At 61.1% G+C, this 14,163-nt stretch carries 14 protein-coding genes; all 14 read right to left on the reverse strand.

What is annotated here, in order from left to right:
- Window position 1: 1 nt before the first annotated feature.
- Window positions 2-1,129 (reverse strand): lipid-A-disaccharide synthase, encoded by a 1,128-nt coding sequence (gene lpxB, locus OSW16_RS21070; RefSeq protein WP_267818210.1) that lies wholly within the window; start codon window positions 1,127-1,129, stop codon window positions 2-4.
- A 1-nt stretch (window position 1,130) separates the two neighbouring features.
- Complete coding sequence (gene lpxA, locus OSW16_RS21075) at window positions 1,131-1,907, reverse strand: acyl-ACP--UDP-N-acetylglucosamine O-acyltransferase (RefSeq protein WP_267818212.1); 777 nt, start codon at window positions 1,905-1,907, stop codon at window positions 1,131-1,133.
- Window positions 1,904-2,344 (reverse strand): 3-hydroxyacyl-ACP dehydratase FabZ, encoded by a 441-nt coding sequence (fabZ, locus tag OSW16_RS21080; protein ID WP_012315891.1) that lies wholly within the window; start codon window positions 2,342-2,344, stop codon window positions 1,904-1,906. Before fabZ ends, lpxA begins: the two co-directional genes overlap by 4 nt.
- 113 nt (window positions 2,345-2,457) lie before the next feature.
- Complete coding sequence (gene lpxD / locus OSW16_RS21085) at window positions 2,458-3,513, reverse strand: UDP-3-O-(3-hydroxymyristoyl)glucosamine N-acyltransferase (protein WP_241804418.1); 1,056 nt, start codon at window positions 3,511-3,513, stop codon at window positions 2,458-2,460.
- Window position 3,514: 1 nt separating this feature from the next.
- A complete protein-coding gene (locus OSW16_RS21090; RefSeq protein WP_241804417.1) occupies window positions 3,515-4,018 on the reverse strand; it encodes an OmpH family outer membrane protein in 504 nt (167 codons plus the stop codon).
- Between the two features lie 44 nt (window positions 4,019-4,062).
- A complete protein-coding gene (bamA, locus tag OSW16_RS21095; protein ID WP_267818215.1) occupies window positions 4,063-6,417 on the reverse strand; it encodes an outer membrane protein assembly factor BamA in 2,355 nt (784 codons plus the stop codon).
- Window positions 6,418-6,487: 70 nt separating this feature from the next.
- Complete coding sequence (gene rseP / locus OSW16_RS21100; RefSeq protein WP_267818217.1) at window positions 6,488-7,840, reverse strand: RIP metalloprotease RseP; 1,353 nt, start codon at window positions 7,838-7,840, stop codon at window positions 6,488-6,490.
- 61 nt (window positions 7,841-7,901) lie between these two features.
- The gene (ispC, locus tag OSW16_RS21105) at window positions 7,902-9,092 is read right to left on the reverse strand and encodes a 1-deoxy-D-xylulose-5-phosphate reductoisomerase (RefSeq protein WP_267818219.1); all 1,191 of its coding nucleotides are present in this window, start codon (window positions 9,090-9,092) and stop codon (window positions 7,902-7,904) included.
- The gene (locus OSW16_RS21110; protein WP_267818222.1) at window positions 9,089-9,904 is read right to left on the reverse strand and encodes a phosphatidate cytidylyltransferase; all 816 of its coding nucleotides are present in this window, start codon (window positions 9,902-9,904) and stop codon (window positions 9,089-9,091) included. Before OSW16_RS21110 ends, ispC begins: the two co-directional genes overlap by 4 nt.
- Entirely contained in the window at window positions 9,904-10,659 is a 756-nt protein-coding gene (gene uppS, locus OSW16_RS21115; RefSeq protein WP_241804412.1) for a polyprenyl diphosphate synthase, read from the reverse strand. The genes OSW16_RS21110 and uppS overlap by 1 nt, the downstream gene beginning before the upstream one ends.
- 15 nt (window positions 10,660-10,674) lie before the next feature.
- Window positions 10,675-11,232, reverse strand: a complete 558-nt coding sequence (gene frr, locus OSW16_RS21120; protein WP_267818224.1) for a ribosome recycling factor — start codon at window positions 11,230-11,232, stop codon at window positions 10,675-10,677.
- Window positions 11,229-11,972, reverse strand: a complete 744-nt coding sequence (gene pyrH, locus OSW16_RS21125) for a UMP kinase (protein WP_008094912.1) — start codon at window positions 11,970-11,972, stop codon at window positions 11,229-11,231. Before pyrH ends, frr begins: the two co-directional genes overlap by 4 nt.
- 183 nt (window positions 11,973-12,155) lie before the next feature.
- On the reverse strand, window positions 12,156-13,019 hold the full coding sequence (gene tsf / locus OSW16_RS21130) for a translation elongation factor Ts (RefSeq protein ID WP_267818228.1): 864 nt from the start codon (window positions 13,017-13,019) through the stop codon (window positions 12,156-12,158).
- Window positions 13,020-13,203: 184 nt separating this feature from the next.
- Complete coding sequence (gene rpsB, locus OSW16_RS21135) at window positions 13,204-13,941, reverse strand: 30S ribosomal protein S2 (protein WP_012315900.1); 738 nt, start codon at window positions 13,939-13,941, stop codon at window positions 13,204-13,206.
- Window positions 13,942-14,163: the final 222 nt, after the last annotated feature.

Here is a 14,163-nt window from a genome sequence, read left to right on the forward strand (position 1 = left end):
GTCAGCGGTCCTTGAGCAAAGCCAGCACCGCGTCAGCCGCCTGGTTGGAGGCGTCGCGGCGCAGGGTGCGGTGAATCTCGTCGAAGCGCTCGGTCTGCTGCCTGCCATCGGCCACCAGGGGGGCCAGGGTTTGTGCCAGGGCCTCGCTGGTGGCGGCATCCTGCAGCAACTCGGGGACCAACTCGCGCTGGGCGAGCAAGTTGGGCAAAGACACGTAGGGGCTTTTCACCAGACGCTTGAGAATCCAGTAGGTCAATGGCGCGAGGCGATAGGCAACGACCATGGGGCGCTTGTACAGCATGGCCTCCAGGGTGGCGGTACCCGAGGCGATCAGCACCGCATCACAGGCAGCGAGCGCCTGATGCGACTGGCCATCGAGCAGCGTCAGAGGCAAATCGCGACCTTCCAGCATCTGTTCGAGCTGTGCGCGCCGCGCGCCATTGGCGCACGGCAATACAAACTGCACGCCGGGTATCAGCTCGCGCAGGCGCTGCGCCGCATCCAGGAACAACGCCCCCAGGCGCCCGACTTCCCCGCCACGGCTACCGGGCATCAGGGCAACCACCGGCCCTGCATCGAGCCCCAGCGCCCCGCGTGCAGCCTGCCGATCCGCAGCCAACGGTATGGTATCGGCCAAGGGATGGCCGACGAACCTTACCGGCACGCCCTGTTCTTCATAGAAGCGTGCTTCGAAGGGCAGCAGCGTCAGCATCAGATCGCAACCTTCACGAATCTTCAGCACGCGCTTCTGCCGCCATGCCCAGACCGAAGGGCTGACGTAATGCACGGTCTTGATACCCGCCTGGCGCAGCTTCAGTTCGATATTGAGGGTGAAATCAGGTGCATCGATGCCAATGAACACATCGGGCTTTTCAGCGATGAGGGTGTGGATCAGTGCCTTGCGCCGCTTGAGCAGCTCGCGCAGGCGCCCCAGCACCTCGACCAGGCCCATGACCGCCAGACGCTCCATCGGGAAATACGACTGCATACCCTCGGCTTCCATCAGCGGACCGCCAACACCGATGAACCGCACCTGGGGATGACGCGCCTTCAAGGCGCGCATCAGACCGGAACCCAGAATATCGCCGCTGGCCTCACCCGCGACCAGGGCTACGCAAAGTTGCGCCATGTCAGCGGGTAATGCCGCGAGCAGAGTTCACGATCGACTGACGGAACAAGTCGACCTGTGGGTGTTTGCCGGCCAGCTCATCCAGCTCCTTGACCGCTTCTTCAACGGTCAGGCCCTGGCGGTAGACGATCTTGTAGGAACGACGCAGGGCATGGATGACCTCGTCGCTGAAACCGCGACGGCGCATGCCTTCGAAGTTCATGCTGCGGGCTTCGGCGGGGCTGCCGAATACCGTGACGAATGCCGGAACGTCCTTGCCGATTGCCGTGCCCATGCCGGAGAAGGCATGCGCGCCGATGTGGCAGTACTGGTGCACCAGGGTGAACCCGGAGAGGATCGCCCAGTCACCCACATGAACATGCCCGGCCAGCGCAGTGTTGTTGACCAGGATGCAATGGTTTCCGATCACACTGTCATGGCCGATATGGGCGTAGGCCATGATCAGGTTGTGGTCACCCAGCGTGGTTTCAGCGCGATCCTGAACCGTGCCACGGTGAATGGTCACACCCTCGCGAATCACGTTGTGATCACCGATCACCAGGCGCGTCGGTTCACCTTTGTACTTCAGGTCCGGGGTGTCTTCGCCGATCGAGGAAAACTGGTAGATGCGGTTGTGCTTGCCGATCCGGGTCGGACCTTTGAGCACCACGTGAGGACCAATGACGGTACCCTCCCCGATTTCAACATCAGGGCCAACGATCGACCACGGGCCGACCTCGACGCCATCGGCCAGTTTGGCCGACGGATCGATGATCGCCCGTGGATCAATCGAATTCATAGCTCACGTTCCGCACAGGTGATCTCAGCCGAGCACACTGGCTTGCCATCGACCAGTGCCCGGCACTCGAACTTCCAGATGGTCTTCTTACGGCCGATGAACTTGGCCTCCAGCACCAACTGGTCGCCCGGCAGGACGGGCTGACGGAAACGCAGCTTGTCGGAACCAACGAAGTAATAGAGCGTGCCGTCGGCCGGCTTGGCATCGAGCATCTTGAAACCGAGAATGCCTGCAGCCTGTGCCATGGCTTCGATGATCAGCACGCCTGGCATCACCGGGTGCTCCGGGAAATGCCCGTTGAAGAACGGCTCATTGATGCTGACATTCTTGTAGGCACGAATGCTCTGGGCCTCGAAGTCCAGATCCGTTACACGATCCACCAACAGGAACGGGTAACGGTGAGGCAGGTATTCGCGAATCTCGTTGATGTCCATCATTTCGGGGGGAAGCCTGTAATAAGAATAGGGAGCGCAGGTGCTGACCACACGCTCCTTTTGCAATCCAAAGAGGAGCCAGCTAGCGACTGTTCACTCTTGCTCAGGAAATGGTATCAGCCTTCTGATGTCGGCTGGCCACCTGAGGTCACGGTATCGACACGTTTTTCCAGCTGCTGGAGACGTTTGGACATGTCATCCAGTTGGCGGATACGCGCAGCGCTCTTGCGCCAGTCAGCCAGTGGCTGCATGGCAGTACCGGAAGAATAGGCGCCCGGTTCGGTGATCGAACGAGTGACCATGGTCATCCCGGAAACGAATACGTTGTCGCACACATCGATGTGGCCCACCATGCCGACGCCGCCAGCGATGGTGCAGTGCTTGCCAATGCGCGTGCTGCCGGAAATCCCGACGCAGGCAGCCATGGCCGTGTGCTCGCCGATCTGCACGTTGTGGGCGATCTGGATCTGGTTGTCGAGCTTGACGCCGTCAGCGATCCGCGTGTCGGACAATGCGCCCCTGTCCACCGCAGTGTTCACGCCGATTTCGACGTCATCACCCAGGGTGACACCGCCGATCTGGGCGATCTTGCGCCATACGCCCTTCTCGTTGGCAAAGCCGAAGCCCTCGCCACCGATCACCGCACCAGACTGGATGACCACGCGCTTGCCAATGGTCACGTCGTGATACAGCGTGACCCGCGGTGCCAACCAGCCACCCTCACCGACCACACACCGGGCACCGATCACGCAATGCGCACCGATACTGACGTTCGCGCCAATGCGGGCGCCGCTCTCGATGACCACGAACGGCCCGATACTGGCACTGGCATCCACCTGTGCATCCTCGGCGACCACGGCGCTGGGATGAATTCCCGCTACAGCCTTGGGTTTGGGATCGAACAGGTGGGAAATGCGCGCGTAGGCCAGGTACGGGTCCGCCACGATCAGCGCATTGCCGGCGAAGCCTTCGGCATCTGCAGCCTGCAGCAATACCGCTGCTGCCTGACAGTTATCCAGGTACTTGCGGTACTGCTTGTTGGCGAGAAAGCTCAACTGACCGGGGCCGGCCTCCTGCAAGGTGGCCAGCCCGGTGATCTGTAGCGCCTCGGAGCCTTTGAGAGTGGCCCCGAGGGCCTCGGCCAACTGGCCGAGCGTCATGGTCACGGTCATATCAACGGGCTTGGTTCATGCGCTCGATGACTTGGCGGGTGATGTCGTACTGAGGCTTGACATCAATGACCGCGCCACGCTCGAGGACCAGGTCGTAACCGCCTTTCTTGATCACTTCTTCGACAGCGCCGTCGAGCTTGGGCTTGAGCTGCTTGAGCATGTCGCGGTCAGCGACCGCTTTGGCTTCATTCAGCTCCTTGGACTGGAACTGGAAGTCACGTGCCTTTTGCTTGAACTCAAGCTCCAGGCGCTCGCGCTCTGGCTGGGCCAACTTGTCGCCGCCCTTGATCAAGCGGTCCTGAATGCCTTTGGCACTGCTTTCCAGGGTCTTGAGCTTGGTCAGCTGCGGGCCGAACTTCTTCTCGGCATCCACCGCGTACTTCTTGGCGGCATCGGATTCAAGCAACGCCATCTGATAGTTCAGCACGGCAACCTTCATTTCGGCGAAAGCCGGGGTGGCGACCAGCGCCGCGGCCAGTATGGCCAGTTGAGTCAACTTACGCACGATGCACTCCTGGATAAACCGTTGTCGTTAAGCAAGGGCCGACCTTAGAAGGTCTGGCCCAGAGAGAATTGGAACACCTGGGTGTCGGCATCGTCCGGCTTCTTGACCGGCATCGCCAGGCTGAAGCTCAACGGGCCCAATGCGGTGATCCAGGTCACACCCAAACCAACGGAGCTGGCCATGTCCGAGAAACCGACCTTGGCGCAGTCAGGCTTGGAACCGCAATTGGTGTCGAACACGTTACCCACATCCCAGAACACGGAGGTGCGCAGCGAGCGCTGGTCCTTCACGAACGGCAGCGGGAACAGCAGCTCTACGCCACCCTGCACCAGGACGTTGCCACCGAACGGCAGCGGGTCTTGGTCCGGGTCAAACTCAGTGCCCGGCTTGCTAGCTAAACCTCTGCTGGGCGTACTGCGTGGGCCCAGGCTGCTGTCCTTGAAGCCGCGAACGGAGTTGAAGCCACCCGCATAGTAGTTCTCGTAGAACGGCAGGCCCGAAGTGCCACCGAAACCATCACCATAGCCCAATTCGGTGTGCAGGCGCAGGGTGTACTCGTTGTTGATCGGCTTGAACAGCTGGCCGCGGTAATCAAGCTTGTAGAACGACAGGTCGCTGCCTGGAATGGTCGATTCCAGGGTCAGGCTCTGGGAGTGACCACGGGTCGCCAGCACGCCTTTGTTCAGGGTCGACTCGGACCAGCCGATTGACGCCTTGAAGTTCAGGAAGTTATCACCCTCTTCATCGAGGAAGTCGAAGATCTCGTCAACGGTATAGCGACCGGTCTTGATCTTGTCCTGCTGCACGCTGAGGCCGTAGGTCAGGCGCGAGGTTTCGCTGATCGGGTAGCCCAGGCTCACACCGGCACCCAGGCTGTCGACCGCATAGCTGGCCACGTCAACGTCGAGGTCGTCGTAGTCGGTGCTGCGATAGAACGCGTTGTAACCCAGGCTCACACCGTCAGCAGTGAAGTAGGGGTCAACGAAACCGAAGTTGTAGCGGGTCTGGTATTCCGAGCGGGTCAACCCGATGGAAACCTTGTTACCCGTACCGAGGAAGTTGGTCTGGCTGATCGAACCGCCCAGGATCAGGCCGGCGCTCTGGGCGAAGCCCACGCTGGCAGTGATCGAGCCGGACGCCTGCTCTTCGACGCTGTAGTTGACGTCGACCTGATCGTCGGTACCCGGCACTGGCGGGGTCTCGACGTTGACTTCCTTGAAGAAACCCAGGCGCTCCAGACGGGTCTTGGACTGGTCGATCAGGTAGGTCGAGGCCCAGCCGCCTTCCATCTGGCGCATTTCGCGGCGCAGCACTTCGTCTTCGGTCTTGGTGTTGCCGCGGTAGTTGATGCGGTTGACGTAGGCACGCTTGCCCGGGTCGACCACGAACATGATGTCGACGGTGTGGTCTTCGTCATTGGGCTGTGGCACGCCGTTGACGTTGGCGAACGTGTAGCCTTCGTTACCCAGGCGGCGGGTGATCAGCTCGGACGTGGTGGTCATCACCTTGCGCGAGAATACCTGGCCCGGCTGCACCAGCAGCAGCGACTTGACCTGGTCTTCCGGCACCTTCAGGTCACCCGACAGCTTCACGTCGCGAACGGTGTACTTCTCGCCTTCGTTGACGTTGACGGTGATATAGACGTGCTTCTTGTCCGGGGTGATCGACACCTGGGTGGAAGCGATGTCCATGTTGATGTAGCCGCGGTCCAGGTAGTAGGAACGCAGGCGCTCCAGGTCACCGGAAAGCTTTTCGCGGGCGTACTTGTCGTCGTTCTTGAAGAACGACAGCCAGTTGGTGGTCTTGAGCTCGAACAGCTGCGACAGCTCTTCATCGTCGAACACGGTGTTGCCAACGACGTTGATGTGCTGGATGGCAGCGACGGTGCCTTCGTTGATCTTGATCTTCAGGGCAACCCGGTTGCGCGGCTGCGGCACCACCTCGGCGTCGACCTCGGCCGAGTAGCGGCCCTGGGCCACGTACTGGCGCTGCAGCTCGTTACGCACGCCTTCGAGGGTGGCACGCTGGAAGATCTCGCCTTCGGCCAGGCCCGACTGTTTCAGGCCCTTCATCAGGTCTTCGGTGCTGATCGCCTTGTTGCCTTCGATCTCGATGCTCGACACCGACGGGCGCTCGACCACGTTGATGATCAGGACATCGCCGTCGCGGTTCAGCTGAATGTCCTGGAAGAAGCCGGTCTTGAACAGCGACCGGGTCGACTCCACCAGGCGCCGGTCATCGGCCTGATCGCCCACGTTCAGGGGCAAGGCACCGAAAACGCTGCCGGCGGATACCCGCTGCAGGCCGTTGACACGAATATCGGAGATGGTGAAGGACTCGGCGTGAACTTCAGCGATCATCAATGCGGAGAGGACCGCAGTTAGCAGCAGACGTTTCATGAAGTCCTTTTATTCCAACTGGCAATAAACAACCTGCCGCAATTGGCGGCAGGTTTGCAATGCGAAGCTTTTATAGTCGACCCAGATCGTTGATCAGGGCGAGCAACATCACCCCTATGACCAAACTGATACCGATCTGGACCCCCCAACCTTGAACCCGATCCGACAATGGACGACCGCGCGCCCACTCGACCAGGTAAAACAGCAAATGCCCCCCATCCAGCACTGGAATGGGCAGCAGGTTAAGAACCCCCAGGCTAATGCTCAGGTAGGCGAGGAAGTTCAAGAAATCCCCCACGCCGGACTGGGCTGAAGCGCCCGCCACTTTAGCAATGGTTATCGGTCCGCTCAAGTTTTTTACCGAGAGCTCACCGAACAGCATTTTCTTCAGTGATTCGAGGGTCAGGACGCTCATGTTCCACGTCCGGGAAAGGCCCTCGCCTACCGCGTCCAGCGGACCGTAGCTGACCTCACGAAGCATGCCGGCAGGCCATTCGCCGCCTTTCACCCCGGCGCCCAGGTACCCTGCGGCAGCGGCGCCCTCACCTTTTCGAGCCAAGGTTACCGGCACATCCAGCGCCGCACCGTCGCGCTCGACACGCACCACGACCTTGGCTTCAGGGCGCGCGCGTACGCTATCGACAACCTGCTGCCAGTCACTCAAGGCCACCCCATCGAGACTCAGCAGCCTGTCGCCGGTTTTCAGGCCGGCAGCTGCCGCTGGACCTTTTGGATCGATCTCGGCCAGCACGGGCGCCACGACCGGCCGCCATGGCCGCAGCCCGAGCGACTGAATCGGGTCAGGCTCGTCTGCACCCTTGAGCCAGCTATCGAGCTTGACCTGCAACTGACGCTCGGCGCTGGCGCCCTCATCGCGTACACCGACCTGCAATGTTCCGCTTTCGCCCAGGCGACGCACCAGCTGCAGGTTGACGGCCGACCAACCACTGGTCGCCTTGCCATCGATGGAAACAATTTCCTGGCCGGCAACCAGGCCAGCCGATGCAGCCAGGCTGCCAGGCTCTACCGCACCGATGACCGGGCGGATCTGCTGGGTACCGAGCATCGCCAGCAACCAGAAGAAAACGATGGCCAGCAGGAAGTTGGCAATGGGGCCTGCGGCGACGATGGCGATGCGCTGGCGAACCGATTTGCGATTGAAGGACTGGTCGGCCAGCGCTGGCGGCACTTCGCCTTCACGCTCGTCGAGCATCTTGACGTAACCGCCCAAAGGAATGGCCGCCACCACGAACTCGGTACCGTGGCGGTCATGCCAGCGCAATAGCCCGGGGCCGAAGCCCACGGAAAAGCGCAGCACCTTGACCCCGCAACGCCGAGCCACCCAGAAGTGGCCGAATTCGTGGAAAGTGACCAGTACACCCAAGGCCACCAGGGTGCCGATAATCATGTACAGCGCAGTCATGTCTTTCTCCGAATGACGTTCAGCGGAACGACTTTTCGCACATCCTCTGGGCCGGGCAGCATCAGCGGCCGTGGCGCCTCAACCACTCGCGGGACAACTCTCGGGCGCGCTGATCGGCTGCAAACACCGCCTCCAGCGAAGGCACAGGCACCACAGGTTCCTGGGCCAACACCTGTTCGATCATACTCGCGATCTCCGGGAAGCGGATACGCCGCTCAAGAAATGCATCCACGGCAACTTCGTTGGCCGCATTGAGCACCGCTGGCGCGCTATTGCCCGCCTCCGCAGCCTGCCGTGCCAGGCGCAGGCAGGGAAAGCGCAGCTCGTCGGGAGCCTGGAAATCAAGGCGAGCGATGGCGAACAGGTCCAGCGGGGCCACACCAGAATCGATCCGCTCTGGCCAGGCCAGGGCATTGGCAATGGGCGTGCGCATGTCCGGGTTACCCAACTGGGCCAGCACCGAACCGTCTACGTAGTCCACCAGGGAATGGATCACGCTCTGCGGGTGCACCACCACTTCGACCTGGCTTGGCGCCGCATCGAACAACCAGCAGGCCTCGATAAGCTCCAGGCCCTTGTTCATCATGCTCGCCGAGTCCACGGAAATCTTGCGCCCCATGGACCAGTTCGGGTGGGCACACGCCTGCTCTGGCGTGACATCGGCCAGCTCGGCCTGAGGGGTCTGGCGAAACGGCCCGCCCGAGGCAGTCAATAGAATTCGGCGCACCCCCACCTGGCTAAGCCCCCGGTCATAGTCACCCGGCAGGCACTGGAAGATGGCATTGTGCTCGCTGTCGATCGGCAGCAGCACTGCACCACTGCGTCGCACAGCTTCCATGAACAGCGCGCCGGACATCACCAGCGCCTCTTTGTTGGCCAACAGCACCTTCTTGCCCGCCTCGACGGCGGCCAGCGTTGGGCGCAAGCCCGCAGCGCCGACGATGGCCGCCATCACCGCATCCACTTCCGGGGCGGCAGCGACCTCGCACAGGCCCGCCTCCCCTTCCAGCACCTCGGTGGCGCAGCCCGCAGCTGCCAGGCCTTCGCGCAAGCGCACAGCTGCTTCGCCGTTCGGCACCACTGCATAGGCCGGGCGATGCAGCACGCACAGGGCCAGCAGTTGATCGATGCGCGAATAGCCGCTCAATGCAAATACCTGGTAGCGCTCGGGATGGCGGGCGATCACATCCAGGGTACTGAGGCCGATGGAGCCGGTGGCGCCCAGCACGGTAATACGCTGTAGCGCTGTCACATCACACCCCATTCGGCAGCCCACAGCAACACTGCGAACACCGGGATGGCGGCAGTCAGGCTGTCGATGCGGTCAAGCACCCCGCCATGGCCGGGCAGCAGGTTGCTGCTGTCCTTGATCCCGGAGCGGCGCTTGAACATGCTCTCGGTCAGGTCACCAATCACCGATGCCATGACCACCAGCGCAGCCCCCAGGAGCCCCAGCAGAATCTGGCCGACACCCCAATCGCGAGTTATGCCGACCGCCAGCGTAATCACCAGGCTGACCGCCAGGCCACCATAGACGCCTTCCCAGCTTTTGCCCGGGCTGACTTGCGCGGCCAGCTTGCGCTTGCCGAAAGCACGGCCCGAGAAGTAAGCGCCGATATCGGCCGCCCACACCAGCACCATGACCGAGAGAATAAGCCAGTTACCCAGCGGCCAATGCTTGAGCAACACCAGCCCTTGCCAGGCAGGTAGCAGGATCAGCAGACCGATCAGCAGACGACAGGCAGCACTGACCCACAGCTCACTGCTTCGCGGATAGGTCAGTACCAACCAGGTGGCCATGCCCCACCAGATGACCGACGCACCCAGCACCCAGGGCGCCAGGTCAGGCATCAGGTAGAGCAGCATCAGCGCACCAGCGACGACAGCGGCATAGGCAATGCGCAGCGGCTGGGCCATCAACCCGGCCAGGCGCGCCCATTCCCAGGCCGCCAGGGTCACCACGAAGCCGATGAACAGAGCGAAATCCCCGCCGTTGAGCAGGAAGAAACCACCCAGCGCGACCGGCAGCAGGATCAGCGCGGTAATGATGCGTTGTTTAAGCATTAAGCACGAGCTCCAGCCTCGACCTGCTCGCTGGTCTTACCGAAGCGGCGCTGGCGCGAAGCGAAATCGGCCAGGGCATTGCGCATGGCCTCGTGTTTGAAGTCCGGCCAGTACAGGTCGGAGAAATACAGTTCGGCGTAAGCCAACTGCCACAGCAGGAAGTTGCTGATGCGGTGCTCGCCACCCGTGCGGATGCACAGGTCCGGCAACGGCAGGTCGCCCGTCGCCAGGCAGGTTTGCAAAAGCCCGGGCGTAATGTCGTCCGGACGCAGATGACCGGCCTGAACCTCACGCGCCAGCCGCTGGGCGGCCTGGGCGATATCCCACTGCCCGCCGTAGTTGGCGGCGATCTGCAGGATGAAACGGTTATTGCCGGCGGTCTGCGCCTCGGCCTCGCGCATGGCGGCCTGCAGCTCTGGATGGAACCGCGAACGGTCGCCGATGATGCGCAGGCTGATATTGTTCTCGTTCAGGCGTTTGGCCTCGCGGCGCAGCGCCGAGAAGAACAGCTCCATCAACGCCCCCACTTCCTCGGCAGGGCGCTGCCAGTTCTCACTGGAGAAGGCGAACAGCGTCAGCACCTCGACACCGGACTTGGCGCAGACCTCGATAACCGCACGTACGGCATCGACGCCGGCCTTATGCCCGGCTACGCCGGGCAACAGGCGCTTCTTCGCCCAGCGATTATTGCCATCCATGATGATCGCGACGTGTCGCGGCACCGAAGACGGTGCCGCCAGCTTGGTCTTTTCCATTAAAAAACCTCGGCCTTAGACGGCCAACAGGTCCTTTTCCTTGGCTTTGAACGCAGCGTCGATCTCGGCGACGAACTTGTCGGTCAGCTTCTGGATCTCGTCAGCCGCACGACGCTCTTCGTCTTCGCTGATTTCCTTGTCCTTGGTCAGCTTCTTCAGGTCGGCCAGGGCATCACGACGCACGTTGCGCACCGCAACCTTGGCATCTTCGGCAACGCCGCTGGCCTGCTTGGTGTAACCCTTGCGGGTTTCCTCGGTCAGGGCCGGCATCGGTACACGGATGGTGGTGCCGGCGCTGGACGGGTTCAGGCCCAGGTCGGAAGTCAGGATGGCCTTCTCGATGGCAGCGCTGAGGTTCTTGTCGTGGGCGACGATTTTCAGGGTGCGCGCATCTTCAACAGTGATTGCAGCGACCTGGTTCAGCGGCATTTCGCTGCCCCACGCCGTGACCTTGACGCTGTCCAGGATGCTTGGGTGGGCGCGACCGGTGCGAATGGACGCCAGGTGGCGGCCCAAAGCCTCGATAGACTTGCCCATGCGGTCCTGAGCGTCTTTCTTGATGTCGTTGATCATTTTTGAACTTCCTCGATCAGAGTTCCTTCCGCGCCGCCATGCACGATGTTCAGCAAGGCGCCGGGTTTGTTCATGTTGAAGACGCGCAGCGGCATCTTGTGGTCGCGGCAAAGGCAGATTGCCGTGAGATCCATTACACCCAGCTTGCGATCCAGCACTTCATCGTAGGTCAGATGATCGAACTTCTCGGCATGCGGGTCCTTGAATGGATCTGCAGTGTATACACCATCGACCTTGGTTGCCTTCAATACCACGTCGGCATCGATTTCGATGGCACGCAGGCACGCGGCGGAGTCGGTGGTGAAGAACGGGTTGCCAGTACCGGCAGCGAAGATTACGACTTCTTTGGCGTTCAGGTGGCGCATGGCTTTGCGGCGGTCATAGTGATCGGTCACACCCACCATGGAAATGGCCGACATGACGATAGCGGTAATGTTCGCCCGCTCCAGCGCGTCGCGCATGGCCAGGCCGTTCATCACCGTCGCCAGCATACCCATGTGGTCACCGGTAACACGGTCCATGCCGGCTGCACTGAGCGCCGCACCACGGAACAGGTTGCCACCGCCGATCACCAGGCCGACCTGGACACCGATGCCGACCAACTGGCCGACTTCCAGGGCCATGCGATCCAGGACCTTGGGGTCGATCCCGAACTCTTCCGAGCCCATCAGGGCCTCGCCGCTAAGTTTGAGTAGAATGCGTTTATAGCGAGCCTGATAACCACTGCCCTGCTGAGCCATTGCGAATCTCTCCTGCGGCGTTTGTAAAATTCTGGCGGGCTGCTTGCGCTTGAGCCTGCCTGTAACTCTAACGTGACGCAGCGACTGCGTCAGCGAGCAACGGCTTTGAAAACCGCTCCCGCTTTGACAAAGAGGCTGCGCGCGTGAGCGGGCAGCCTCTTTGGGGCGACAGACGAGCCTGTCTTACTGCTTGGCGGCAGCTACCTGAGCGGCAACTTCAGCAGCGAAGTCGTCGACCGGCTTCTCGATGCCTTCGCCTACCTTGAAGTAGGTGAAGGAAACGATTTCAGCACCGGCTTTCTTGGCCAGCTCGCCGACTTTGACTTCTGGGTTCATGACGAAGGCTTGCTCTTTCAGCGAGGCTTCTGCCTTGAACTTGGTGATGCGGCCGTTGATCATGTTCTCAACGATGTTTTCCGGCTTGCCGGCGATCTTGTCAGCGTTCAGCTGCAGGAAGACGTTCTTCTCGCGCTCGATGGCCTCGGCGGAGATTTCCGACGCATCGAGGAACTCTGGGTTCGAAGCTGCAACGTGCATGCCAATGTTCTTGGCCAGCTCGACGTCGCCGCCTTTGAGGACGACAACAGCACCGATCTTGTTACCGTGCAGGTAAGCACCGACAACGTCACCCTCAACGCGCACCAGGCGACGGATGTTGACGTTCTCGCCGCACTTGGCGACCAGGGCTTCACGAGCGGCTTCGCGCGAGGCGATCAGCGGAGCGGCGTCGGTCAGCTTCTGGGCGAAAGCTTCTTCAAGGCTTTCAGCGACGAAGTTCTTGAAGTCGTCTTGCAGGGCCAGGAAGTCGGTCTGCGAGTTGACTTCCAGCAGGACGGCGGATTTACCGTCGGTCTTGACGGCGATCGCGCCTTCCGCAGCGACGTTGCCAGCCTTTTTGGCGGCCTTGATGGCGCCCGAGGCACGCATGTCGTCAATGGCTTTTTCGATGTCGCCGCCGGCCTTTTCCAGGGCCTTTTTGCAATCCATCATGCCTTCGCCGGTACGCTCGCGCAGTTCTTTGACCAGCGCTGCAGTAATTGCTGCCATTTCAAAATCCTCTTGGAAAGTTTTTCAACCATTCCACCCGCTCATCACGGGCGTTCAATTCTGCAAATCCGCTGTTTCAACCTCAGCCGGCCCATAATGCGGGGCGCTGCTGACAGCAGGATTTCAAGGTGGCAAAAAGGGGGCAGAGCCCCCTTTTTGCGTGCCAAGCAGACGCTAGCGTCTATTACTCGGCAGCAGGTGCAGCCGCTTCTTCAGCGTAGACTTCGGTGCCGCCAGCAACGTTGTTGCGGCCGCGGATGACGGCGTCAGCCATCGAAGTCATGTACAGCTCGATAGCGCGAATGGCGTCATCGTTACCTGGGATGATGTAGTCAACACCTTCCGGGCTGCTGTTGGTATCGACAACGCCGATAACCGGGATGCCCAGCTTGTTGGCTTCGGTGATAGCAATGCGCTCGTGGTCAACGTCGATCACGAACAGGGCATCAGGCAGGCCGCCCATGTCCTTGATACCACCCAGGCTGCGGTCCAGCTTTTCCAGATCGCGCGAACGCATCAGGGCTTCTTTCTTGGTCAGCTTGGCAAAGGTGCCATCTTCGGCCTGGGTTTCCAGGTCGCGCAGACGCTTGATCGAAGCGCGGATGGTTTTGTAGTTGGTCAGCATGCCGCCCAACCAGCGGTGGTCAACGTATGGCGAACCGCAACGAGCAGCTTGCTCGGCGACGATCTTGCCGGCGGAACGCTTGGTGCCGACGAACATGATCTTGTTCTTGCCCTGGGCCAGGCGCTCTACGAACGACAGAGCGTCGTTGAACATTGGCAGGGTTTTTTCCAGGTTGATGATGTGGATCTTGTTACGCGCGCCGAAAATGTACTTGCCCATTTTCGGGTTCCAGTAACGGGTCTGGTGGCCGAAGTGCACACCGGCCTTCAGCATATCGCGCATGTTGACTTGGGACATGATAGTTCCTTGATAAGTCGGGTTGGGCCTCCACGTATCCCAATGACCAACCCACGCAGCTGAACGAGAAGTTCGAGAATGCGGGGCACCCAGGTCATCGTGTCGACACGTGTGTGGGTTTGAGCTGACGGGGTCGTCCCCGAAAGCGGCGCATGTTATACCACAGACCGCCAACGAACGGAACCCGCAGCTTTAAGCTTCGAGCTGCAAGCTTCAAGCTGC

It is taken from the genome of Pseudomonas putida, from assembly GCF_026625125.1.
Taxonomy (GTDB): Bacteria; Pseudomonadota; Gammaproteobacteria; order Pseudomonadales; family Pseudomonadaceae; genus Aquipseudomonas; species Aquipseudomonas putida_X.

Coding starts and splice junctions, on each gene's coding strand:
- uppS (WP_241804412.1), bottom strand. CDS start 10,659: ATGGAAAAGACCAAGCTGGCGGCACCGTCTTCGGTGCCGCGACACGTC.
- rpsB (WP_012315900.1), bottom strand. CDS start 13,941: ATGTCCCAAGTCAACATGCGCGATATGCTGAAGGCCGGTGTGCACTTC.
- lpxB (WP_267818210.1), bottom strand. CDS start 1,129: ATGGCGCAACTTTGCGTAGCCCTGGTCGCGGGTGAGGCCAGCGGCGAT.
- tsf (WP_267818228.1), bottom strand. CDS start 13,019: ATGGCAGCAATTACTGCAGCGCTGGTCAAAGAACTGCGCGAGCGTACC.
- frr (WP_267818224.1), bottom strand. CDS start 11,232: ATGATCAACGACATCAAGAAAGACGCTCAGGACCGCATGGGCAAGTCT.
- fabZ (WP_012315891.1), bottom strand. CDS start 2,344: ATGATGGACATCAACGAGATTCGCGAATACCTGCCTCACCGTTACCCG.
- pyrH (WP_008094912.1), bottom strand. CDS start 11,972: ATGGCTCAGCAGGGCAGTGGTTATCAGGCTCGCTATAAACGCATTCTA.
- lpxD (WP_241804418.1), bottom strand. CDS start 3,513: ATGACCGTGACCATGACGCTCGGCCAGTTGGCCGAGGCCCTCGGGGCC.
- bamA (WP_267818215.1), bottom strand. CDS start 6,417: ATGAAACGTCTGCTGCTAACTGCGGTCCTCTCCGCATTGATGATCGCT.
- rseP (WP_267818217.1), bottom strand. CDS start 7,840: ATGACTGCGCTGTACATGATTATCGGCACCCTGGTGGCCTTGGGTGTA.
- lpxA (WP_267818212.1), bottom strand. CDS start 1,907: ATGAATTCGATTGATCCACGGGCGATCATCGATCCGTCGGCCAAACTG.
- OSW16_RS21110 (WP_267818222.1), bottom strand. CDS start 9,904: ATGCTTAAACAACGCATCATTACCGCGCTGATCCTGCTGCCGGTCGCG.